Origin of the sequence: Campylobacter sp. IFREMER_LSEM_CL2194 (assembly GCF_025771685.1) — a bacterium.
Lineage (GTDB): Bacteria > Campylobacterota > Campylobacteria > Campylobacterales > Campylobacteraceae > Campylobacter_D.
The window spans coordinates 51,505-74,722 of the sequence record NZ_JAKMQS010000010.1; the positions used below are offsets into that span (position 1 = coordinate 51,505).

The following is a 23,218-nucleotide window of genomic DNA, read 5'->3' on the forward strand; positions in this document are numbered from 1 at the left end:
AAATTATCATTTTTTTAGTACAATATGCTATTTTGCAAATAAAGGAAAAATATGACTTATGAAAGCTTAAAACCTTTAATATATAAATTAGATCCAGAAAATGCTCATGCTCTGGCTGAATTTAGTATGCGGACGCTAGATTGTATATTTCCTGGAGGGCTTAGTTTTTTTGCAAAAGACTGTGTAATAAATGATGAAATTTTAAATCAAGAAATTTTTAATCTGAATTTTTATAATCCTGTGGGTTTAGCAGGTGGTTTTGATAAAAATGCAACTATGATAAGACCACTAAGTGCTTTAGGTTTTGGTTTTTTAGAGTATGGAACTTTTACTCCAAAACCTCAAAATGGTAATGAAAAACCTAGACTTTTTAGACTTGTTGAACAAGAAAGTATTCAAAATGCTATGGGTTTTAATAATAAAGGTAAAGACGCCATTGCAAAAGAAGTAAAAAAAGTCTATCCTTTTAGCATACCTTTAGTGGCAAATATAGGTAAAAACAAAATCACCCCAAATGAAGAAGCTATTAATGATTATATTATTTTATTAAAAGAATTTAAAGATTTATGTGATTTATTTGTGATTAATATATCCTCTCCAAATACCAAAAATTTAAGAGATTTACAAAGTGAGGAATTTGTAAGTACTTTATTTAACCAAGCAAAAGAAATCACAAATAAACCTGTGATTTTAAAAATTGCTCCAGATATGAATATAGATAGCGCAATTTCACTTTGCAAAAGTGCTATTAAAGCAAAAGCTGATGGTATTATCATGGCAAATACTAGTATAGATTATTCTTTAATTGATAATACAAGAACCTTTGGTGGAATTAGTGGTAGATTAATCACTCAAAAAAGTGCGACATTTTTTAAAGAAGTAGCTAAAGAAATTTATCAAGATACTATTTTAATAGCAAGTGGAGGCATAGATAGTGCTGAACTTGCTTATGAACGCATTAAAAATGGGGCTAGTTTGGTTCAAATTTATACAGCTATGATTTTTAAAGGACCAAGCATTGTTAAAAATATCAATCAAGGATTAATTGAACTTTTAAAACAAGATGGTTTTAATCATATTAGTCAAGCTATAGGAGTTAATTTTAAATGATTAATTATAAAAAAATCACCCTTGAAAATGAACTTGAAATTTACACTTTACCTGTAAATAAAAAAAGCGGGGTTATAAGTGTAGATATTTTTTATAAAGTTGGCTCAAGAAATGAAAAAATGGGAAAAAGCGGCATAGCTCACATGCTTGAACATTTAAATTTTAAAAGTACAAAAAATTTAAAAGCAGGCGAATTTGATGAGATAGTCAAGGGTTTTGGTGGAGTGGATAATGCAAGTACTGGTTTTGACTATACGCATTATTTTATAAAATGCTCTAGTGAAAATTTAGACAAATCTTTGTGGCTTTTTGCTGAATTAATGCGTAATTTAAATTTAAAAGATGATGAGTTTCAGCCTGAAAGAAATGTAGTTTTAGAAGAAAGGCGTTGGAGAACTGATAATAATCCTTTAGGATATTTATATTTTAGATTATACAATCATGCCTTTTTACATCATCCATATCATTGGACTCCAATAGGCTTTTTTAAAGATATACAAAATTGGAAAATAGAAGATATACAAGATTTTCATCAAACTTTTTATCAACCCAAAAATGCTATTTTGCTTGTGAGTGGCGATATTAATGAAGATGAAGTTTTCAATCTTGCTAAAAAACATTTTCAAGATATAAAAAACACCAAAGAAATCCCTATAGTTCATGAAAAAGAACCTGAACAAGATGGTGCTAAACGCGTGATCTTGCACAAAGAAAGCGATACGCAACTACTAGCACTTGCATACAAAATTCCTGCATTTAATCATGAAGATATGCCAAAACTTTGCGCATTGAGTGAGCTTTTAGGAAATGGAAAAAGTTCTTTAATAAGTGAAATTTTAATTGATAAATTAGAACTTATCAATGAATTTTATGCTTATGCAAGTGAAAATATAGATGAGAATTTATTTATATTTATTTGTGTTTGCAATGAAGGTATAAAAGCAGAAGATGTTGAAAAAGAGCTTTTAAAAATTCTTGAAGATGTAAAAAATGCTAAATTTGATGATACTATCATGGAAAAAATCAAAAACACCGTAAAAAGTGATTTTATTTTTTCACTAAGCAATGCAAGTAGCGTTGCAAATATTTATGGATCTTATCTTGCTAAAGGCGATTTAAAACCTTTACTTGATTATGAAAAAAATATAGAAAATCTAAGCAAAGATGACTTAATTCATTGTGCTAGAAAATATTTCAATGAAAACAAATCTACTACAATAATCTTAAAAAGGGGTGAAAATGGACAATAAAATCATTATAGGAGCAATGACAGCTTTAATAACTCCATTTAAAAATGGAAAATTAGATGAACAAACTTACCACAAACTCATCAAAAGACAAATAGCAAATGGGATTAATGCAGTAGTGCCTGTTGGAACAACCGGAGAAAGTGCCACCTTAACCCATGAAGAACATAGAATTTGTATAGAAATAGCATTAGATGCTTGCAAGGGAAGTTCTTGTAAGGTTTTAGCAGGAGCAGGAAGCAATGCTACCCATGAAGCTGTAAGTTTGGCTAAATTTGCACAAGAGCATGGAGCTGATGGTATTTTAAGCGTTACTCCATACTATAACAAACCTACACAAGAAGGTTTGTATTTACATTATAAAGAAATAGCAAAAAGCATAGATATACCTGTACTTTTATATAATGTCCCAGGAAGAACAGGTTGTGAGCTTCAAACAGAAACCATTATAAGATTATTTAGAGATTGTGAAAATATTTATGGGGTAAAAGAAGCTAGCGGGAGCATTGATAAATGCGTTGATTTGCTAGCACATGAGCCTAGAATGATGCTTTTAAGCGGAGAAGATGCGATTAATTATCCTATACTTTCAAATGGCGGTAAAGGTGTGATTTCAGTTACTTCAAATTTACTTCCTGATATGATTTCAAAATTAACTCATCTAGCTTTAGAAGAAAAATACATCGAAGCTAAAAAAATTAATGATGAGTTGTATAATATCAATAAAATTTTATTTTGCGAAAGCAATCCTATACCTATTAAAGCAGCAATGTATATAGCAGGTTTAACTCCTACCTTAGAATATCGTTTGCCACTTTGTAAACCTAGTGATTGCAATTTAGCAAAAATAGAAGCGATTATGAAAAACTATAATATCAAAGGATTTTAATGGATACTTTTTTTCAAAATAAAACTTTAGTAATTAGCGGTGGAACAAGAGGGATTGGTAAAGCTATTGTATATGAGTTTGCAAAAGCAGGAGCCAATGTAGCTTTTACTTATAATTCTAATGCAGATTTAGCTCAAGAAATTGTAAAAGATTTAGAAAATAACTATAAAATCAAAGCAAAGGCTTACGAGTTTAACATACTTGAACCAGAAACTTATAAAGAATTATTTGAAAAAATCGATCAAGATTTTGACAGAATAGATTTTTTCATCTCTAATGCTATTATCTCAGGTCGTGCTGTTGTAGGTGGATATACTAAATTTATGAAATTAAAACCAAAAGGTATTAATAATATTTTCACAGCAACTGTAAATGCTTTTGTTGTTGGAGCACAAGAAGCAGCAAAAAGAATGGAAAAAGTTGGTGGAGGTAGTATATTATCTATTTCTTCAACAGGAAATTTAGTACATATTGAAAACTATGCAGGACACGGTACAGCTAAAGCAGCAGTTGAGGCTATGGCAAGATATGCTGCAACTGAACTTGGTTCTAAAAACATCCGTGTAAATGTAGTAAGTGGTGGACCAATTGACACTGACGCGCTTAAAGCATTCACAAATTATGAAGAAGTTAAAAATGCAACTATTAATCTTAGTCCATTAAACCGTATTGGACAGCCTCAAGATTTAGCAGGAGCATGTTTATTTTTATGTTCTGATAAAGCAAATTGGATCACAGGACACACCTTAATCGTAGATGGTGGTACAACTTTTAAATGATTCATTACCCCATTTTGGGGTATTTTCTTTAAACACAAGGATTAATAAACAATGAATTTACCTAATATCTTAGCATTTATAAGGATATTATTAGCTCCACTTTTGTTTTTTTTGCTTATTAATGATTTTGAAAATATTCATCCTAGTTGGGTAAATTATTTTGCTTGTGTTGTTTTTGGTATAGCTGCCTTGACTGATTTTTTTGATGGTTATATTGCAAGAACTTGGAATCAAACTACAAAACTTGGAGCTATTATAGATCCACTAGCAGATAAAATGCTTGTTTTGGCTGCTTTTTTAGGATTATTACTCACCCAAAAAGCCGATCCTTGGATGATTTATATTATTCTAGTAAGAGAATTTTTTATAACCGGTTTTCGAGTGGTTATGGTGAGTGAAAAATTTGACGTAAGTGCTTCTTTTGCAGGAAAAATAAAAACAACCTTTCAAATGATAGCCATTATATTTTTAATCATGCAATGGCCTTTTGCTAATACATTGTTGTTTATTGCCTTAGTACTTACACTTTATTCAGCTTTTGAATACATACTAGCTTATACAAAACATTTAAAAAAGGTATAATTTGAAATCATATTTATTTTTATTTATCATCTTAGCTATTGGCTTTAAATTTTATTCTTTTAGCTTTTTAATAACGCTTTTGGTTATATCTTTTTTAATTTTTTTTCACGAATTAGGACATTTTCTAGCCGCAAAACATATGAAAGTAGATGTAGAAATTTTTAGTATAGGCTTTGGAAGAGCTGTTTTTAAAAAAACTTACAAAAACACAGAATATCGCTTATCTGCTCTACCTTTTGGTGGTTATGTTAAACTCAAAGGACAAGATGATTTAAATCCTAGCGAAAAAAATTACGAACCAAATAGCTATAACACTTTAAGTCCTTTAGCTAGAATTTACATACTTTTCGCAGGACCATTTTTTAATTTCTTTTTAGCATTTTTACTTTATATAGCCATAGGTTTTTTAGGAGTTCAAAAACTTGCGCCTGTTATTGGCAATATAGCACCAAACTCAGCTGCACAAAAAGTAAATTTACAAATTGGAGATAAAATCCTAGCTATAGATGGAGTTAAAATTCAAAGCTTTGAAGAAATCGGTAAACTTGTGCATATAAAACCAACCTTACTTAGTATAGAACGCGATGGTAAACTCATCAACATCACCCTAACCCCACAAATTGATCAAGGTTATAATGAGTTTTATCAAAAAGTTCAAAAACCACTAATTGGCATAGCACCTAAGGGTGAGTTTGTTACTATTTATCATCCAGGAATTAATAGTTTAAAATATGCTTATGAAGAAAGCATAGAAGCTTCTTTACTTATTTTTAAAGGTCTTGCTAAAATCATCAGCGGGGAATTAGACGCTAAAAATATGGGTGGAATCATCACTATGGTGGATATAACTTCCAAAGCAGCAAATACTAGCATAGTGGTTTTATTTTTAATCACTGCTTTAATTTCTATCAATCTTGGAGTATTAAATTTACTTCCCATTCCAGCGCTAGATGGAGGGCATATACTTTTTAACCTTTATGAGTTAATCTTTAAAAAAGAAGTGCCAAAAGTATGTTTTGAATATCTTAGTTATTTTGGCATGGCTTTGCTTTTAAGTTTAATGGTGTTTGTAACTTATAATGATATTGCTCGTTTTATGAGTAATTAATAAGTCCTAGTAGCAAAATCATAGCGATTAAATTTACTTATATTGTTTTTACGATAAAAACTATTATAAAATTGCTTACTTAAACTTTGCTCATAATTTAGTCTAAATCTTACCCACATTGCTGTTTGATCTTTGGCACTAGTTTTTTCATCTTGATAATTAAGTGATAAATCTAAAATAGAAATTGGAGAATAAGTAATGTTATATTGATTTTGTAATTCTTTTATATTAGAATTTACATTTAAAACATTCAAATAAGGCAAATCAAACATCAAACCAAGCTCTGTGCTATCTTCACTATCATTTTCCTTTATATTATAGTGATTAGCATATGCTTTAAAATAATGACTAAATTGAAATTCAGCACCAAAACTATTTTTTTCATAAGCTTCTTTATACTGATCATTAAAATAATTAAAACCTAAATTAAACTCATCAAATTCATAACGATTAATAAGTCCTAAAGAATAAGCTTGTTCTAATTGCCCTATTCTTGCTTGTTTTTCCAAAAGTAAAGTAGCATTTTCATAATCTAGTATTGAATTAATATTTTTTATATTTACATTTAAAGCATCATAGTCTAAATTAGCCTCCGTTTTATCCTTAGAGCTTAAATTTAAAACTTGACCTAAAGAATTACTAGCAAAAGAACTAAGATCTGTACTTTGAGCTTGGTATTCTTGTGGTTTTTGAAAAAATACTTGCTTAGAAACAGTGTTTGACTTTTGATATTTGCTAATATTAGCCTCACCCTCACCTAAGCTTTCTTCTAAATTTAAAGCAAATGCATTTATGCATATACAGCTTAAAAAAATGTATTTTTTCACTCAACCTCTAATGTATTATTTTATAAAGATACAAAATTTCACATTTATCATGAAATATTGCTAACTCTATATTTATAATAGCATTATATTTTTACAATATAGCTAATAGCATTTCAGACAAAAAAACTACTTATTATAAAATTTTTCCCTTTTTTAACATTCTGATTAAAAATCTTGCAGGATGAGTAGCATGTAAAAAATCTTTTTCTATTTTTGGCTCATCAAAGATTAATGCGCTAAGTATTCTAGCTCCAATAATAGCACTAGCAAAAGCTCTAGATCCATGAGCAATAGAAAAATATAAAGGAATAAAATCATTTGGTGCTACTTGACTTTTATTTTTATGCCATAAAAGCGCCTTATAACTTTGCATATAAAAATTTTCATCATAGGCTTGACCTATTATGGCAAATCTATCACTAGAATATGATCTAAATCCTACTTTTCCACCCATAATTTCTAAATTTTCAACATGCAAAAATTCTTTTATATTCTCAATATTTTGCAAATCATCTTTTTTAGAAAGCGTTGTATCTTGATTAAATCTATCATAACTTGCACCAATAAGTTGCAAATTTAATTCTTCATTGATAGGACAAATATAGCCTTTTGAAGATAAAGCATGAGAATTTTTTAAAAATGGTTTTAAATGAGTACATTGACCTCTAACACTGCTTAATTTCATGTATTTATATTCTAAGAAATTCTTAACATCAGCACCTTGAGCATAAATTAACACATCATAATCTTTTAATGTTTTTTGATTGCTAAATTGCAAAGAAAATTTCTCATTTTCATAAGAATAATCTTTAAATTCATGCTCAAAAAATACTCTAGCCTTGCTTTTTTGTAAAAGCATTTTCACAAGCTCTTGGGGCTTTATACATGCTCCATCTTTTAAAAAGGCTTGATTGTTGATAATTTCAAATAAAACATTATCTTTTTGACTATCAAAACGCTCTTGCATAAGTTCATTATGAGCAAATTCATAAACCCCTTGTGGAATTAAATCTAAAATTTGTCTATAAAATCTACTTGCTTCTAAAAAAGCATATTGTGAAAACTCACCCAATAAAACATCAGGTTTTAAAATCAAAGAGCTTAAAATTCCATTGATATTTCCAGAAGCACCTTTTCCTAATGAATTTTCTTTTTCAAAAACATCTACTTGAACATTTCTTAAAGAAAGCTCATAAGCTATACTAGCTCCGGCTATACCTGCTCCGATGATGGCTATTTTTTGTATCTCTTTTTTTAAACTTGGAGTGTTAAAATAAGCAAATTTATCTTCAAACTCAAGGCCATTAAAAACAGCCTGTATCATTTCTCTTTTTCTAAAACCTTTAATTTTTTGTACTTGAAAATTATTATTAATTAAAGCTTTTTTTAAAATGCTTGCAGAGGAAAAGGTCAAAATCTTGGCATTTATTTTTGAATTTTTGGCAACTTTGTTTATAATATCCTCATCAAACATCTCTTGATTTTTAGCAGGAGCAAAACCATCTAAATACCAAACATCAGCTTTAAAGTCTAAATTTTGCAACTTTTCTTTAGCATCGCCAAATACCAAATCTAAAAAACAATCTTGAAAATAAAATCTATAAACTCCATCTTTACATGGGGGATAAAATTTTAAAAACTGTTCTAAAAGCTCTTTAAATTCCTCATAAAAACCAAGATTTTTATAAATTTCTCTTAATGTTTCTTTTTCTATATAAAAATTTTCAAAACTAAGATAAAATAGTCTTTGATTTTCTTTTTTTTCTTTTATAAAACGCTTTAAAGTGAGGAAAAAATTTAAACCTATACCAAAACCAAGCTCTGCAATGATAGTTTGTTTTGCTTGAAATTCAAAAGCATTAGTGTAGATAAATTCACTCTCGCTTAAACCATCGCTAGAATTAAAATAATAATCATCAAAATTTAAAGAAAAAGGCGCATTGTTTTTAATGATAATATTTGCTTTTTTCATTGATTTTTATAAAAATAACTCTCTATGCCATTAGCAATACCAATAGCTAATAATTCTTGGAAATTTTTATTTGTTAATCTATTCCTTTCACTAGGATGACTAATATAACCTGTCTCAATCAATATAGCAGGCATTTGCGCACCCACTAAAACCCAAAATGGAGCTTCTCTAACTCCACCATCCACAACTTTATATTTTTTTCTTACATTACTCAAAATCTTTTTTTGAACATCAATAGCTAATTTATTTGAAGCAACTATTTTTTCACGGTTTAAAAAATTTAAAAAGGTTTGTTTTGAAAAGAAATTCATCTCTTCAAAATCGGATTGATTTTCCAACTCAGCAGCTTTTTTACTTCTTTCGCTTCTTGCAGGCGATAAAAAGAAGGTTTCAATACCTTGTAAAGTTTTAGCTCTTTGTTTATTTGGAGCTGCATTTGCATGGATAGAAATAAATAAATCCGCCATTTTTTCATTAGCCATAGAGGTTCTATCTCTTAAGTTTATAAATTTATCTGTACTTCTAGTATAATAAATTCTATATCCACGTTTTTTAAGCTCATTACCAAGTTTTAAAGCCACACTTAAAACTACATCTTTTTCTCTAACACCCTTATCACCCAAAGTACCTGGATCTTTACCTCCATGACCTGGGTCAATTACTATGATTTTACCTGATTTTTTAACGGTAGCTTTTGCCGTTTTTGAAGTAGTTTTTGTTGGTGTTTTTTTAACCTTTTTCTCAAATCCTATAAATAATTCCTCATCGTCTAAATCAAGATTGGTTTTAAAATCACTAGTAGAATTTAAAACAACTCTTACTGTAGTTTTATTAAACTGCACTATTGTGATGGATTGATTTTTATTGATATCGATTTTTTTTCTATCGCCTTCTAAAATAGCTTCAAAGCTTACAATAGAACGATATGTTTTACCATCTTTAAAAGAATTGATTTTAATATCTTCAATATCAATATCATTGTTTAATTTTAAATTAACACCATTTTTATCTTTACTTGATTTTAAAATATATAAAGGCTCATTTTTAACAACTTCTTTTTTTACTTCTGTTTTTTTAATTTCATTTTGTTTTGTAACTATAGGTTTGGGTTCTTCTTTTTTTTCTACTTTTTCAAGTCCCATAAAAAAACTTTGATCTTTAAGCTCTATTTTGATCTTTAATTCTTTTTTTGAACTTAAGACCAAACGCATACTTGTTGGGTTAAATTGCGATACGATAATATCAAAATCTTTAAATTCAAAAGTTCTCTTAGGTCCTTTTAAAATCCCATCAAAATCTGCAACATAACGAAAATTCTTATCGCCTTTGAGAGTAAAGTTTTTAATGTCTTTTTGGCTGATTTTTTCACTTAAATCAAGTAAGATGCCATTATCTGATTTCTTTACATCAAGTACAAAAAGCTCTTTTTGCACCGGAGCTTTTTTATCTTCTTTTTTATCTTCTTTTTTATCTTCTTTTTTATCTTCTTTTTTATCTTCTTTTTTATCTTCTTTTTTATCTTCTTTTTTATCTTCTTTTTTATTAATAGGTGATGTGGTATTGGTTTCAATTTTTGTTTGTTCTTTTTTTATTTTTTGATCTTGTATAACTTTTAAAGCATTTTTTAAACGTGAAATTTCTTCTTCACTTACTCCGCTTTCTTTAAGCTCTTGCACATAAGCTTTATCATCAAAGCCTAAAGAATTTGAACTTATGATTAATCTTTTTAAAATCTCATTTTTTTCTTCATTATTATCATTAATCACACTTTGTATATACAAAGATTTTAACTGCTGGTGTAATTGTAGTTTTTCTTCTGAATTAGAAGTTAAAAAATTTTGATCAAATTTCTTAACTTCTATATTAGCAAAAACACTAAAACAAAATAATAAAAAAATAAAAAATATTCTAAGCATCTTCGCCATTAACTAATTTTTTCATTAGCTCTTCTACACTAATAAGCTTATCTAGTCTATATCCATTAGCCCCTGTAAAAAATAAGCCTGTTTCTTTTTTACCGCTCCAAGCATCATATAATCTATCTGCTATACAATAACCCACCTTAGTAGCTTCCTTGCCTCTACCGCATGGTGCAACACAATTGCTCACACAAGAAATTTTTGGCCCCATTCTTTTATCTACTAAATTTAAAAGATTAGTTCTTACCCCTCTTGCAGGATAGCCAACTGGAGATTTTAAAAGCTCAATATCTTCTTTTTTACAATCTAGCAATACTTGTTTAAAATCATCACTCGCATCGCATTCAAAAGTTCCTATAAATCGAGTTCCCATTTGAACGCCACTTGCTCCTAAAGACATCATTTTTTCTATATCTTGCTTATCCCAAATTCCACCCGCGGCGATTAATGGTATATCTCCCCAGTTTTTAATTTCTTGTGCAACTTGTGGTACTACATTTTCTAATTGATATTCATCCATTAAACATTGCTCATAAGTAAAACCCTGATGTCCACCGCTTTTTGGTCCTTCAACTATAACCGCATCAGGCAAGCGATTGTATCTGCTTTGCCATCTTTTGCAGATAATTTTTAAAGCCTTAGCCGATGATACAATAGGCACCAAAGCAACATCAGGATAATCTTGTGTAAATTCAGGCAAATTTGTAGGAAGCCCTGCTCCTGAAACTATCACATTAAAACCAACCTCGCAAGCATTACGAGCAATTTGCGCATAATTATTACTTGCATATAAAATATTACAGCCTAAAGGTGCGTCTTTACAAACCTTTCTAGCATTATCTATCAAAGCTTTTAAGCCTGCTTTTGAGTAAAAATTATCACTACCATAAGGTTTTGCATTAAACTCTTTGTCTATATGTGTTCTATTTTCATAATATCCAGTTCCTACTGAAGAAATAATCCCTAATCCACCATTTAAAGAAACCGCAGAAGCAAGTTTGTCCCAACTTATACCAAGCCCCATACCACCTTGAAAAATAGGATATTTTATCTCATGCTTTCCAATTTTTAAAGCTTTAAAACTCATCATATTACCTTTAATTTTGCAAATTTTCTTTTTCCAACTTGTAAAATATATTCACCGCTTTCTAGTTGGAATTGTTCATCTTGAACTTTTTCCCCATTAACACTTACTGCATTTGAATTAATCAATCTTCTAGCAGCTGAAGTAGAACTTTCCATTTTGCACTCTACTATAGCTTTTGCAAGCCAAATACTACCTTCTAAAGTAAAACTTGGCATATCACTAGGAAATTCTTTTGCGCTATGGACTTTGTCAAATTCTTCCTTAGCTTTTAAAGCACACTCGCTTGAGTGAAAACGCGCAGTAATTTCTAAAGCTAAATTTTCTTTAGCTTTTTTAGGATGCAATGAGCCATTTTTAATATCATCTTTTATTTGCGAAATTTCATTTAAGCTTTTTTCACTTAAAAGTTCATAATATCTAAACATCAATTCATCACTAATACTCAAAACTTTAGCATACATATCTTTGGCATTTTCAGTTACACCAATATAATTTCCCAAGCTTTTACTCATTTTATTTACACCATCAAGGCCTTCAAGCAATGGCATCATCATCACCGCTTGTTCTTTTTGGCAATTATATACTCTTTGAAGCTGTCTACCCATTAAAAGATTAAACTTTTGATCCGTTCCACCCATTTCTATATCACTTTTTAATGCAACACTGTCATAACCTTGCAAAAGCGGATATAAAAACTCACAAATTGATATAGGGCTTTGTTCTTTGAAACGCTTAGTAAAATCATCTCTCTCAAGCATTCTAGCAACACTAAAAGTCGAAGTAAGCTCTACTATACCAGCAGCACCAAGCTCATTTAGCCATTTAGAATTAAAATGAATTTGAGTTTTATTTGGATCTAAAATCTTAAAAACTTGTTCTTCATAAGTTTTAGCATTTTTAAGTACTTCTTCTTTGTCAAGTTTTTTTCTTGTAGCACTTTTTCCTGTTGGATCTCCAATTTGAGCAGTAAAATCACCTATTAAAAACTGCACTATAGCCCCATGTTTTTGAAGCAAAGCCATTTTGCTCAAAACCACAGTATGACCCAAATGCAAATCAGCAGCCGTAGGATCAAAACCAGCCTTTACAAAAAAATTTTCACCTTTTTCATAGTAATTTTTTACTAAAGAAACTAATCTTTCTTCATCAATAATTTCTGCTATTCCTCGTTTAATTTCTTTAATAATTTCATTAATATCCATAAAAAACCTTTTTTAGTGATTATTATATGCATCATTTAAAGATGTAAAATCTAAAATTTTATATCTAGATTTTAATCTTTCTTTTGCATTCTCAAGATCTATATTATTAGGTAACTCAACTTGTACTTCAAAATAATTTGCAACGACTGGCTCTGAATCAGCTGAGTTAATACTTAAAACATTAATCTGCATTTTAGCTAAAGTAGTTAGAAAATCTGCTAAAGAACCTTTTTTATTTTCTATAGAAACGATGATTTTGTAACTTTTTATCGAACTATCATTCCAAAAAACAAAAACCATTTCTTTGTTATCTTCTATCATTTTCATTGCTTGTTCACAAAGCTTATGGTGTATCGTTGCTCCAGTTGAATGTCTAAAAGCAATAATTTCATCTCCTCTTTTAGGCCTACAACAATAATCAAAATTAATCGTGGTTATTTTATAATTAGAACCAATCACTATGCTTTCAAATTTTTGCTCATTTTGTTCAAATTTAGCTACTTGATTTTGCCCCATATATTTTCTTAGAGCAATAATCACATCTTTAAAATAATTAAAATCCAAAGCAATTTGTCTTAGCTTTTTATTAAAATTTTCTTTTTCAAGCCATTCTTCTATAAGTTTAGAATCTTTATTAAAAACAGTAGATAAAAGATTAACAGCAATTTTGTTATTTAATTCTTTTTTCTTTTGCTTGCAAAAATCTCTTATACTAGCTCTAGCCTTTCCTGTTTTAACGCTATCTATCCATGAACATCTAAAAAATTCTTCTTCTGAAGTTTCAATACTAACTATATCTCCATTTTTAAGCACGGTTAAAAGTGGTACTCTCATGCGGTTAACAAACGCAGTTTTTGCATGAAGTCCTACTTTGGTGTGAACTTCATAAGCAAAATCCAAAGCCGTAGCCCCGCGCGGCAAAGTAAAAATTTCACCCTTTGGAGAATATACTGCTATATCTTCTATATATAAACTATCTTTTGCATATTCATAAAGTTCGATAGCATCACAATCTTGCACAGCATTGCCATCTTCTTTACCATGCATAGAAATATCCGCAAGCCAATCTAAATTTGGTGTTGTTATATTTCCTTCTTTATATTTCCAATGCGCTGCCACGCCAAATTCAGCAGTCTTATGCATATCAAAGGTGCGAATTTGAGCTTCTATGATATTTTTTGCATCAAAAAGTGTTGTATGTAAGGTTTGGTAACCATTTTGTTTTGGCAAAGCTATATAATCTTTAAATCTTGAAATTAAAGGATTAAAATGTGTATGTAAAATTCCTAAAGCCAAATAACAATCATAAACTTTTTCAACCAAAATTCTTACACCCAAAAGGTCTAAAACTTCATCAAGCCCCACACCTTTTCTTTGCATTTTTAAATAAATAGAATAATTATGTTTGATTCTTTTGTGTATAACAAAACTACCTTGTCTAAACCCATTTTCCAAAAATAACATTTCTATTTTTGAGATAAATTCATTAAATCCAAGTTGAATTTGTTGATCTTTTGCATTTATATAATTATCAATTTGTGCATATTCATCAGGTAATAAAAACTTAAAACTTAAATCCTCAAGCAAATTTTTTATACTTGAAATTCCAAGTCTATGAGCTATAGGTGCATATACCACCAAGGTTTCTTCGCTGATTCTTTTTTGTTTATCTTCTCTTAAAAAATTTAAAGTAAGCATATTGTGCAATCTATCACAAAGCTTTATTACAAGCACGCTCACATCTTCAACACCAGCTAAAAGCATATTTCTAAAAGTCAAAGCAGATTTTGCAAGTTTTTCATTAGAATTAGAGCGTGTAAGATGATCTTCTCTAATACTGACTATTTTGGTTAAGCCTTGAACTAATTTGGTGACTTCTTCGCCAAAATTTAAACTCAATTCTTCTTCATTGCAATTTGTATCTTCTAGCACATCATGCAATAATGCAGCGATAATCATAGACTGCACTGGACTTAAAAATGCCACAAAAGAAGCCACTAATATAGGGTGAACCGCATATGGTTCTCCGCTTTTTCTAAATTGTCCTTCGTGTTTTTGAATACAAAAATCTACCGCTTTTTCTAAAACAGCAGATTGTGGAAAGACCATAAAAAGGATTTCTTTTGCTCTTTGTAAATCCTTACAATTTTTAACATCATCAACAAGTTTATCTAACAATAACTCATCATTTACTAGCTTCAATAAATCCCTCTAAAACGATTTTATCTTCTGCTATTTCATGTAAAGCAATGTCGGTATATTTGTATTTATTTTTATCTAAATTTACTAAAGGTTCTGCGCCATTTGCAAGCTCTTCAGCTCTTTTAGCTACTACAAGAGCTAGTTTATATCTATCATCTTTTAGTTTTTTTAATGCTTTTGCAGCTATTTGTTCTACTCTCATTTTTATCCTTAATCTTGATTTTTAACAATAGAGCATAAACTCATATCGCCTTGGATGATTTTTAATAAATTTCCTTCTTTAAACATATTACATACCACAATAGGTAAAGCATTATCTTTAGCTAAGGCTATTGCAGTATCATCCATAACTTTAATATTATCATGCAAAGCTCTTTCATAGCTTAACTCATTAAGCATAATTGCATCATCATATTTTTTAGGATCTTTATCATAAATTCCATCTACCTTAGTTGCTTTAATGATCATATCTGCTTGAATTTCTACCGCTCTTAAAGTCGCAGCAGTATCTGTAGTAAAATAAGGATTACCCGTACCACAAGCAAAAATAACTATACGTCCTTTTTCTAAGTGTCTATGTGCTCTTCTCATGATATAAGTTTCACAAAACGCTTCCATTTGAATAGCGCTTTGAACCCTTACATCAAGTCCAGCGCTTTCTAATGCTTCTTGCATAGCTATAGAATTAATCACAGTAGCAAGCATACCCATATGATCACCACTTGTTCTTTTTATAAGTCCATCTCTTGCAGCAGATACCCCTCTAATGATATTTCCACCGCCTATTACTATACCTACTTCAACATTTTCATTAATCAAGCTTTTTATTTCAGAAGCTATGTATTTTAAAATAGAATTTTCTATACCAAACCCATTTTCTCCAGCCAAAGCTTCTCCAGAAAATTTAACCAATACTCTTTTTCTTTTATTGTTCATTAAATTTCTCCTTTGATTTGAAACTATATCAAAATTCGCATTAAAAAAAACTAATTTATTTAATCATCTCTAAAGGATTGATATGAAAATTCTTTTGTGTTACTTCAAAAGTTAAATCACTTTCAACCCTACCTATAATATAACCTTTTTTGATATTTCTACCCACTTTAACCCCAGGTGCAATTTTATCTAAATGCGCATAAATAGTATGTATACCATCTTTATTTTCAACAATCACAACTTGTTTTAAAGTTGGAGTTGCTTTTGCAAAAACTACTTTACCATCTAAGACATTTCTTACTGCAGCATTAGCACTGTCACTTTTTAAAACCACATTTTCATTATAAATTTTAATATTATAAATAGGATCAATATAATTTCCAAATTTTTGCTTTACCGTGTAAGATTCTAAAGGAGCGATTGTCTTAGGACCGCTATAACGCTTAACACTGCTTGTTTGATAACTTGAGCCTACTTGTTTAACATTTGAGCTTGGTTTTTTGTCTTCTTTTTTTTGTGCTAATTTTTCTTCTTCTTTTTCTTTGATAATTTTTAATTTATTAAGTGTTTTTCTTAATTCTTGCTGTTGGGCTTGTAAATTAGAAAGTTTTCTAGTATAAATTTCTTTATCTGTTTTTTGCTTAGCTATTTCTTGTTCTTGCTTTTTTCTAAGATTTTTAAGCTCATCGATTTGATCTTTATAGGTTTTTAAATTATTATTGATTGTGGTAATTTGAGTTTGTTTTTCTTCTATTTTTTTACTTATATTTTCATAATCTTTTGAAATTTGATAAAATTCTTCTTTGAAAATTTTATCCAAAACCCCAACTAATTCTAAAGCTATAATACTATCTTCACTTTCAATATAATTTTTAGGAATTGCCAAATCATAAGCAAAATCTTTAGCAATTAAATCAATAATCTTTCCTTCTATTTTGTTTTTATTTTGCAAAAGATCTTTATTTTGTGCATTGAGTTGCTCTAGCGCTTTTATTTGAGTTTTTACTGAACTTTCAAGTTTAGAAGTTTTTGAAGTTAAAGTGCTAATTTCTGAAGCGATTTTTTTTAGATTTTTTTCATTATCTAAAATTTCACTTGCTAAATCCTCTAACTTTTTAGAAAGTTGCTTTACTATACGTTCATTTTCTTTAATATCTTTTTGTTTTTGTGCAATTTCATTTGCAAATAAAACAGAAAAAGAAAACAAAAAAAGCAAAAAGCATTTTTTCATTTTCTAACCTTAAACATTACAAAATTCACACAAGCAAAACAAACACAAAGCATTGCTAAAAAAATCAAAAACAAATGTGTGAAAATACTTATCTTAGGTAAGCTAATATCCACACTTTGTAAGGCTAGCTTGATAGATTCAAGATCATAAACTTGGGTAAAAAATAATACAAGCAATAAAAATGCTATAAAACAATCAATAAAAACAATCTTATAAAGCATAAAAGATCTAAACCAAAACGGTGCTCCAAGTAAACACATGATTTCTACTCTTTGAGTATGTTCAAAAAGCCAAATTTTCATTTGCTTAAGCAATAATACAAAGCTAAGCAATATTATAATAAACAAGAAAAACCATAATAAAAATTTCACCAAAACCAAAAGTTTGTAAATTTTTGTATGCGTTTTTGCAAAAGTTTCTACTTTAGTAATATTAGGATTTTTTAAAAGCTTATCTTTTAAAGTATTTAGTTCATCTTCTGATAAAAGTTTATTGAGTTTTAAAGTATAAAATTTTGGCAATGTAGCCTTTAAAACCTCTATATTTTTGGCTGATATATCATTTTTAAGCCTATCTATCATTTCATTTGGATTTAAAATTTCTAAAGACTGAAAATGACTTACTTGATCTTCTATGCTTTTTTTATCTAAATGAGTTTTACCTACTAAAATAATATTATAGTCTTTATTTAAAAGTTTTTCATAATGCTCTATAGTTTTGTTTGTAATGATTAAAAACTCAAAAGCAAACATCATTACCATTAAAGCAAATATTAAAGAAAGATGATTTTTAAAAGATTTCATTCATTCTCCCATTTTCTATATTAAAACGACGATAATCAAGTCTTAAATTAGTAGGAATTCTATGCGTAACAACTACCACACAAGTTCCAAGTATTTCTCTAGCTGATTTTAATAAAGTCCATATAATATCTGAAGAATACTCATCCAAATTTCCCGTTGGTTCATCACATAAGAGTAATTTTGGATTATGTGCTAAAGCTCTTGCCATGGCCACGCGTTGTTGCTCTCCACCTGAAAGCTGAGCTGGCTTCTTATCAGCTTTGAAAGTTAAATTTACATGCTTTAAAAGCTTTGCGGCTTGTTCTTTACATACATTCTTACTATAACCTTTAATCATCAAAGGTAGCATTACATTTTTTTCTACACTAAATTCTTGAACTAAACGATAATCTTGAAAAATAATTCCTATTTTTTGCCTAAGCTGTAAAAGCTCAGCGTTAGAAATATCCACTAAATCATTATTACAAACTTTTAAATTCCCACTTATTGGCTCTAAATCTCCATAAAAAGATTTTAACAAAGTTGACTTTCCACTACCGCTTTTTCCTGTAATAAAAACAAAATCATTATCTTTTAGCGAAAAACTAGCATTTTCTATAACAAGTTCATCATAACCAAGACAAAGCTTTTTAGCTTCTATCATCACTGCTTTTCCTTATTTATTTTATAAATGATTATTTGATATAAGAATACAATATTTCTCTTAATTTTTCTATAGCTTTTAAATTTTCTTTAGTTTTAAAAGGCTGTTCAAAAATAAATTCTATCTTTTGTGCGTTTAAAGCTATATAAACATGCTCAGGCTTATAAAAAGCACCAAAAGCTATTTTAATGACAAACCCATCATCCTTAATATACATTTTTTCAAAATGCAAGAAAAAATCCTCACCTTTAAAAACTTCATTTTTAAAATTCTTTTTTATACAAGCTAATTCTTCTGCGTTTAATCTTAAATCTTCAATGGCAAATTTTTGATCCTTGCTTAAACTTTCACTCTTGCTAAAACCACTAATGATTAAATCATATATATCTTTATTTTGTCTTTTCCAGCGATCTTCGTATTTGCTTGAAATTTCTAAATTTTCATTTTTTTTGATTAAAGCTTTTAAATGCGAAAAAGTTAAAAAAGTTTCTAAAGTAAAATCAAAATACAAAAAACTATCTGTTCTAAGTTCAAATTGCCCATTTTCTTTTAAAACTCTAGCGCATTCATTTGCAAAATTTAAACCGACTACCCTACGATGAGGCTTTTTATCCCAAGGAACAGGAAAATGCAAAAAGATTTTATCTACCAAGTTAGATTCAAGTACGCTTAATAATAATCTTGCATCGGTTTCTATTAATAAAACATTATTTAAGTTTTCACTTAAGGCAAGTTTAGCTACTTGCTCTAACGCAGGGGTGTAAATTTCTATACCTATAATCAAAACATCAGGATTCGATCTTGCTTGATAAAGTAAATGCCTACCACTTCCAAAACCTATTTCAATAAAAATTTGCTTTTTGTTTTTTATTTGCTCTAGCAATTCTTTTAAATCATTAACAATTAAAGGTGTTTTTTGGATTAACCTTGTATGTTTTAACGCCACAGCTTCACAGACTACATCTTGAGTGAAATTTTCTTTAAACACAAGTAAGGCTTTTTGCAAATATCCAATTTGTGAAGGCTTAGTGTGTTTTTCACCTTTAATAAGCCATTCTTGTTTTTTTTCATCTTTTTTAATTTGCAAAAAAAAGTTTTCTTGCTTTATACGCGTAAAAAGCAAGTCTACATTTTCACCTTTAGCAAGCCATAAGAATTCAACCCCATCTTTTTCAAAAGGAAGTTGAATTTCTTTTAGAATTTTACACTTAAAATTTGGCATTATTTCACCGCTGTAAATTTATCAGAAGCTTTTGATTCTATACCATTTGCATCAATAGCTATAACTTCATAACTATATACTTTTCCAGGAACAGCTGTGATGTCTTTTAATTGTTTAGATTTAATCTCCTTAAACACAGCATTACTTCCACCTCCACTTCGTTTAACTATGTATTCTTTAGCTCTATCGTCATTATCAACCCATTCAACTCTAATACCATCATCTTCAACAGCACATAAAATAATACTTGGTGCTAATGGTGCCCCTAAGGTAATACCTTCTACAGGCTCACTTGCTATAGGACTTTCCAAGCCATCTTTATCGACCATACTCACTTTATAATATCTTTTTTCAGCCACACCTTTAACTACATCTTCATAAGTATTTTCAGAAGTTTTAGCTACCACGCTAAAAGGTAAAAAGGTAGTTGAACTAGAATAAATTTTATAATAAGCAAAATCAGCATAGTCAATTTTATCCCAAGTTAAAATGATTTTTCTTGGCGCGTCTTTACTTGCTTGCAAATTACTTACCATAGGAGGAAGTGCTTTGGTGGTTGATTCTACTATTTTACTTGGAGTACTTTTAATACCATCATAAGTTAAAGCTATGATTCTATATTGAAAACTCTCATCAGGCTTTAGTGAATCATCTATATATTCAGCACTTAAGCGATTTTTAACCCTAGTTAATTCTTTAAATTTCATATCTTTCATATTTGCACGCTCAATGATGTATGAATTTACTCTTACATCAGGGTGTGGTCTCCAAACTATTTTTACACGATTTGGCAAACCCACAATAGCTTGCACAAAAGGCACTGGATCAATCACTCTATTGGTAAAAGCTTCTATGCTTACACCATCTTGAGAAACTTGTCCAAGCTCATTAAAAGTTTTCATAGAATAATAATATCTTGTATTTGGCTCTAAATTTGTATCAGTATAATGAGTTTGAAATTTATTTTTAATTTTTGCTATAAGCTCCATAGGTGCACCAGCTGCATTTGCTCTATAAATGTAATAGCCTGCTATATTTTGATCATACAAAGGTTCCCATTCAAAAGCTATGCTTGTAATATCACTTATACTTTTAATATTTGAAATTTTTGGTAAAGTATCATTTACTTGAGCAATTTGAGGCGAACTCATAGTTGTACTACAAGCACTAAAAGCCAAAGCAGAACTTAAGATAATCCAGTGAAGTTTTTTCATCTATCTCTCCTTGTGTAAAATTTTCTTTTAAAATTTGATAAAAATCATCAAACATAGGAGCTTTTATAAACATTAACTCTTTAGTCCTAGGATGAATAAAATAAATCAAATACGCATGAAGCATTACTCTATTATACTTTATTTTTCCTTTATATCCGTATAATTCATCTCCTAAAATATAGCGATTAAAATCTGCCAAATGCACCCTGATTTGATGGGTTCTTCCTGTATATAATTTAGCAGCTATTAAAGAGCAGTTTTTAGCACTTAATAAATTTATAAAATCTGTTTTTGCATTTTTTGCTAAATAATTTTTAGTATTTGTAGTAATTTTTTTAAGCCTATTATTAGGACAACGCATAATGGCTTTTTCATTACTCATTTTATCATTTTTCAAAGGCAATTCACTCAAAGCAAGATAAAATCTTCCCATACTTTTATCTAAAAGCTGATTTGCTAAAAATTGATGTGCTTGATTGTTTTTAGCTATGATGATAGCTCCGCTTGTGCCTTTATCAAGTCTATGCACAAGCCCTGCTCTATGCTCTCCATTTAAATTTGATAAAGCATAGCCCTTATGTAAAAGCCAATCCACCAAAGTCGCTTCTTTAACGCTACTTGCACCATGCACGACAACATTAGGAGCTTTGTTTAAAACTAAAACATCATCATCTTCATATAAAATTTCTATATCAAACTCAGGCGTGTAGCTTTCTTTGGCTTCTTTTACTAAAGGTAAAAAGATACTTATTTCATCTTTTTGTTTTATTTTTTTAGAACTTTTATTTTCTAATTTTTCATTAATATATATGCAGTTTTCTTTGATAAGTTTAGTAACTTGCGAACGACTTTGCTTAAGTATATCTGATAAAAAAATATCCAATCTTTCTTCACAAAGTGATGAAATTTTTAGCATATTATATTTCCTTGTGATAAAATTTGCAATTTTAGCATATAATTACACAATATTTTGTAAAAAAGGTTAGCTTTGATAAAACTTGATAGAAGAATTCTAACGCATTTTGATTTTGTTCAACCTCTTTTAGTGTTACCTATCATAGCTATATCTTTTCTTTTAATTTATGAAGCAAATACACGCTTAGCTGAAAAGCAATTTATCTATACTTTAGTAGGTTTTGCAGGATTTGCATTTTTTTTCTTTTTACCTTTAAGAAGATTAATGTGGCTTATACCTGTACTATATTGGATTAATATAGCTTTGCTTTTGAGTGTGGATATTTTTGGTGTTGAAAAACTTGGAGCTAGAAGATGGCTTGAGATACCTTTTACGCATTTTACCATACAACCTTCTGAAATTTTCAAACCCTCTTTTATTTTAATGCTAGCTTATTTGATTTATCAAAACCCACCACCTCATAATGGCTATGGTTTAAAACAATTTTTAAAGCTAAGTTTTTATATTTTACTTCCATTTTTACTTATAGCAGGAGAACCTGATTTAGGAACAGCTTTAGTGCTTTTAATAGTGGGCTTTGGAACACTTTTTATCATAGGGGTAAATTATAAAATTTGGCTTAGTATTTTTTTAGCTATAGCTATAGCTTCGCCTATTATTTATAGTGATTTTTTAAAACCTTATCAAAAACAAAGAATTCATGATTTCTTAGCTGAAGAGCCAAGTTACCATGTAAAACAATCCATCATTGCAATAGGGAGCGGTGGTTTGAGCGGAAAAAAGGCCGATGAAGCTACACAAACACATTTTAAATTTTTACCTATTTCTACGAGTGATTTTATCTTTGCATATTTGTCTGAAAGATTTGGTTTTATCGGTGCGGTTGTAATCATATTGCTTTATACCTTACTCATTTTTCATTTATTGAGTTTAAATTATAAGCTCAAAGATGATTATTTTACAAGAGTAGTGACAAATTGCATTGCTTTATTTATTTTCATATATGTAGCAGTAAATATATCGATGACCATAGGTTTTGCTCCTGTTGTTGGTATACCTATGCCATTTTTTAGTCATGGGGGAAGTTCTTTTGCTACTTTTATGATTTTCTTTGGAATTTTACAAAATTTAATAACTTTTAGATATTTAGCAATAGAAAAAGCAGTAAAAATAAAATTCTAAATTTAAATTAAGGAAATAAAGATATAATAACATTTTTATTTTAACTTCTGGCGGATTTATAGCTCAGTTGGTTAGAGCAACCGGCTCATAACCGGTTGGTCGCAGGTTCGAGTCCTGCTAAATCCACCATTTATTACTTACTTCAAT

At 29.3% G+C, this 23,218-nt stretch carries 21 protein-coding genes and 1 tRNA gene; 8 read left to right on the forward strand and 14 right to left on the reverse strand.

All coding sequences use genetic code 11. The features are described from left to right. The first annotated feature begins 51 nt into the window (after positions 1–51). The 6 genes from L8V79_RS06340 to rseP are packed head-to-tail and all read left to right on the forward strand — an operon-like array spanning position 52 to position 5,715. Positions 52–1,110, forward strand: a complete 1,059-nt coding sequence (locus L8V79_RS06340; protein ID WP_263702930.1) for a quinone-dependent dihydroorotate dehydrogenase — start codon at positions 52–54, stop codon at positions 1,108–1,110. Next, positions 1,107–2,360 carry a M16 family metallopeptidase gene (locus tag L8V79_RS06345; RefSeq protein ID WP_263702931.1) on the forward strand — a complete coding sequence of 418 codons (1,254 nt, stop codon included), beginning with the start codon at positions 1,107–1,109 and terminating at the stop codon, positions 2,358–2,360. The genes L8V79_RS06340 and L8V79_RS06345 overlap by 4 nt, the downstream gene beginning before the upstream one ends. Next, positions 2,350–3,246: a 4-hydroxy-tetrahydrodipicolinate synthase gene (dapA, locus tag L8V79_RS06350; RefSeq protein WP_263702932.1), complete on the forward strand. Its 897-nt coding sequence runs from the start codon at positions 2,350–2,352 to the stop codon at positions 3,244–3,246. The genes L8V79_RS06345 and dapA overlap by 11 nt, the downstream gene beginning before the upstream one ends. Further along, positions 3,246–4,025: an enoyl-ACP reductase gene (locus tag L8V79_RS06355; protein ID WP_087689753.1), complete on the forward strand. Its 780-nt coding sequence runs from the start codon at positions 3,246–3,248 to the stop codon at positions 4,023–4,025. The genes dapA and L8V79_RS06355 overlap by 1 nt, the downstream gene beginning before the upstream one ends. A 51-nt stretch (positions 4,026–4,076) precedes the next feature. Next, positions 4,077–4,607, forward strand: coding sequence for a CDP-diacylglycerol--glycerol-3-phosphate 3-phosphatidyltransferase (pgsA, locus tag L8V79_RS06360; RefSeq protein ID WP_257928099.1), 531 nt, complete (start codon positions 4,077–4,079; stop codon positions 4,605–4,607). A gap of 1 nt (position 4,608) precedes the next feature. Then, a complete protein-coding gene (rseP, locus tag L8V79_RS06365) occupies positions 4,609–5,715 on the forward strand; it encodes an RIP metalloprotease RseP (RefSeq protein ID WP_263702933.1) in 1,107 nt (368 codons plus the stop codon). Here the strand turns inward: rseP and L8V79_RS06370 are convergent. The 14 genes from L8V79_RS06370 to L8V79_RS06435 all read right to left on the reverse strand — a co-directional run bounded on the left by L8V79_RS06370 (position 5,712) and on the right by L8V79_RS06435 (position 21,889). Further along, positions 5,712–6,542 carry a hypothetical protein gene (locus tag L8V79_RS06370; protein ID WP_263702935.1) on the reverse strand — a complete coding sequence of 277 codons (831 nt, stop codon included), beginning with the start codon at positions 6,540–6,542 and terminating at the stop codon, positions 5,712–5,714. The two genes, rseP and L8V79_RS06370, sit on opposite strands and share 4 nt — an antisense overlap. A 133-nt stretch (positions 6,543–6,675) precedes the next feature. Continuing rightward, complete coding sequence (gene mnmC / locus L8V79_RS06375) at positions 6,676–8,514, reverse strand: bifunctional tRNA (5-methylaminomethyl-2-thiouridine)(34)-methyltransferase MnmD/FAD-dependent 5-carboxymethylaminomethyl-2-thiouridine(34) oxidoreductase MnmC (protein ID WP_263702937.1); 1,839 nt, start codon at positions 8,512–8,514, stop codon at positions 6,676–6,678. Then, positions 8,511–10,430 carry an N-acetylmuramoyl-L-alanine amidase family protein gene (locus L8V79_RS06380; RefSeq protein ID WP_263702939.1) on the reverse strand — a complete coding sequence of 640 codons (1,920 nt, stop codon included), beginning with the start codon at positions 10,428–10,430 and terminating at the stop codon, positions 8,511–8,513. The genes mnmC and L8V79_RS06380 overlap by 4 nt, the downstream gene beginning before the upstream one ends. Further along, positions 10,423–11,520 carry a nitronate monooxygenase gene (locus tag L8V79_RS06385; protein ID WP_039628221.1) on the reverse strand — a complete coding sequence of 366 codons (1,098 nt, stop codon included), beginning with the start codon at positions 11,518–11,520 and terminating at the stop codon, positions 10,423–10,425. Before L8V79_RS06385 ends, L8V79_RS06380 begins: the two co-directional genes overlap by 8 nt. Further along, the gene (gene tyrS, locus L8V79_RS06390; protein WP_263702941.1) at positions 11,520–12,722 is read right to left on the reverse strand and encodes a tyrosine--tRNA ligase; all 1,203 of its coding nucleotides are present in this window, start codon (positions 12,720–12,722) and stop codon (positions 11,520–11,522) included. Before tyrS ends, L8V79_RS06385 begins: the two co-directional genes overlap by 1 nt. A gap of 12 nt (positions 12,723–12,734) precedes the next feature. Continuing rightward, the gene (locus L8V79_RS06395) at positions 12,735–14,924 is read right to left on the reverse strand and encodes a RelA/SpoT family protein (protein WP_263702943.1); all 2,190 of its coding nucleotides are present in this window, start codon (positions 14,922–14,924) and stop codon (positions 12,735–12,737) included. Beyond that, complete coding sequence (locus tag L8V79_RS06400) at positions 14,908–15,126, reverse strand: DNA-directed RNA polymerase subunit omega (RefSeq protein ID WP_039618002.1); 219 nt, start codon at positions 15,124–15,126, stop codon at positions 14,908–14,910. The genes L8V79_RS06395 and L8V79_RS06400 overlap by 17 nt, the downstream gene beginning before the upstream one ends. Before the next feature lie 8 nt (positions 15,127–15,134). Further along, positions 15,135–15,860, reverse strand: coding sequence for a UMP kinase (gene pyrH / locus L8V79_RS06405; protein ID WP_039628219.1), 726 nt, complete (start codon positions 15,858–15,860; stop codon positions 15,135–15,137). A 55-nt stretch (positions 15,861–15,915) separates the two neighbouring features. Next, positions 15,916–17,091: a murein hydrolase activator EnvC family protein gene (locus L8V79_RS06410; protein WP_263702945.1), complete on the reverse strand. Its 1,176-nt coding sequence runs from the start codon at positions 17,089–17,091 to the stop codon at positions 15,916–15,918. Next, entirely contained in the window at positions 17,088–17,894 is an 807-nt protein-coding gene (locus L8V79_RS06415; protein ID WP_263702946.1) for an ABC transporter permease, read from the reverse strand. The genes L8V79_RS06410 and L8V79_RS06415 overlap by 4 nt, the downstream gene beginning before the upstream one ends. Next, positions 17,881–18,537, reverse strand: coding sequence for a cell division ATP-binding protein FtsE (locus tag L8V79_RS06420; protein ID WP_039625813.1), 657 nt, complete (start codon positions 18,535–18,537; stop codon positions 17,881–17,883). Before L8V79_RS06420 ends, L8V79_RS06415 begins: the two co-directional genes overlap by 14 nt. 31 nt (positions 18,538–18,568) lie before the next feature. Further along, positions 18,569–19,759: a tRNA (guanosine(46)-N7)-methyltransferase TrmB gene (gene trmB, locus L8V79_RS06425; protein WP_263702947.1), complete on the reverse strand. Its 1,191-nt coding sequence runs from the start codon at positions 19,757–19,759 to the stop codon at positions 18,569–18,571. Beyond that, entirely contained in the window at positions 19,759–20,973 is a 1,215-nt protein-coding gene (locus tag L8V79_RS06430; protein WP_214126385.1) for a fibronectin type III domain-containing protein, read from the reverse strand. The genes trmB and L8V79_RS06430 overlap by 1 nt, the downstream gene beginning before the upstream one ends. After that, positions 20,927–21,889 carry an RluA family pseudouridine synthase gene (locus L8V79_RS06435; RefSeq protein ID WP_263702948.1) on the reverse strand — a complete coding sequence of 321 codons (963 nt, stop codon included), beginning with the start codon at positions 21,887–21,889 and terminating at the stop codon, positions 20,927–20,929. The genes L8V79_RS06430 and L8V79_RS06435 overlap by 47 nt, the downstream gene beginning before the upstream one ends. A gap of 72 nt (positions 21,890–21,961) precedes the next feature. Here L8V79_RS06435 and L8V79_RS06440 point away from each other — a divergent pair, with 72 nt between their 5' ends. Next, positions 21,962–23,071, forward strand: a complete 1,110-nt coding sequence (locus L8V79_RS06440) for an FtsW/RodA/SpoVE family cell cycle protein (protein ID WP_214118031.1) — start codon at positions 21,962–21,964, stop codon at positions 23,069–23,071. Positions 23,072–23,123: 52 nt separating this feature from the next. Beyond that, positions 23,124–23,200 (forward strand) — tRNA-Ile (locus L8V79_RS06445). Positions 23,201–23,218: the final 18 nt, after the last annotated feature.

Coding starts and splice junctions, on each gene's coding strand:
- L8V79_RS06340 (WP_263702930.1), top strand. CDS start 52: ATGACTTATGAAAGCTTAAAACCTTTAATATATAAATTAGATCCAGAA.
- L8V79_RS06345 (WP_263702931.1), top strand. CDS start 1,107: ATGATTAATTATAAAAAAATCACCCTTGAAAATGAACTTGAAATTTAC.
- tyrS (WP_263702941.1), bottom strand. CDS start 12,722: ATGGATATTAATGAAATTATTAAAGAAATTAAACGAGGAATAGCAGAA.
- L8V79_RS06410 (WP_263702945.1), bottom strand. CDS start 17,091: ATGAAAAAATGCTTTTTGCTTTTTTTGTTTTCTTTTTCTGTTTTATTT.
- L8V79_RS06355 (WP_087689753.1), top strand. CDS start 3,246: ATGGATACTTTTTTTCAAAATAAAACTTTAGTAATTAGCGGTGGAACA.
- mnmC (WP_263702937.1), bottom strand. CDS start 8,514: ATGAAAAAAGCAAATATTATCATTAAAAACAATGCGCCTTTTTCTTTA.
- L8V79_RS06415 (WP_263702946.1), bottom strand. CDS start 17,894: ATGAAATCTTTTAAAAATCATCTTTCTTTAATATTTGCTTTAATGGTA.
- L8V79_RS06420 (WP_039625813.1), bottom strand. CDS start 18,537: ATGATAGAAGCTAAAAAGCTTTGTCTTGGTTATGATGAACTTGTTATA.
- L8V79_RS06385 (WP_039628221.1), bottom strand. CDS start 11,520: ATGAGTTTTAAAGCTTTAAAAATTGGAAAGCATGAGATAAAATATCCT.
- trmB (WP_263702947.1), bottom strand. CDS start 19,759: ATGCCAAATTTTAAGTGTAAAATTCTAAAAGAAATTCAACTTCCTTTT.
- pyrH (WP_039628219.1), bottom strand. CDS start 15,860: ATGAACAATAAAAGAAAAAGAGTATTGGTTAAATTTTCTGGAGAAGCT.
- pgsA (WP_257928099.1), top strand. CDS start 4,077: ATGAATTTACCTAATATCTTAGCATTTATAAGGATATTATTAGCTCCA.
- L8V79_RS06400 (WP_039618002.1), bottom strand. CDS start 15,126: ATGAGAGTAGAACAAATAGCTGCAAAAGCATTAAAAAAACTAAAAGAT.
- dapA (WP_263702932.1), top strand. CDS start 2,350: ATGGACAATAAAATCATTATAGGAGCAATGACAGCTTTAATAACTCCA.
- L8V79_RS06430 (WP_214126385.1), bottom strand. CDS start 20,973: ATGAAAAAACTTCACTGGATTATCTTAAGTTCTGCTTTGGCTTTTAGT.
- L8V79_RS06380 (WP_263702939.1), bottom strand. CDS start 10,430: ATGCTTAGAATATTTTTTATTTTTTTATTATTTTGTTTTAGTGTTTTT.
- L8V79_RS06435 (WP_263702948.1), bottom strand. CDS start 21,889: ATGCTAAAAATTTCATCACTTTGTGAAGAAAGATTGGATATTTTTTTA.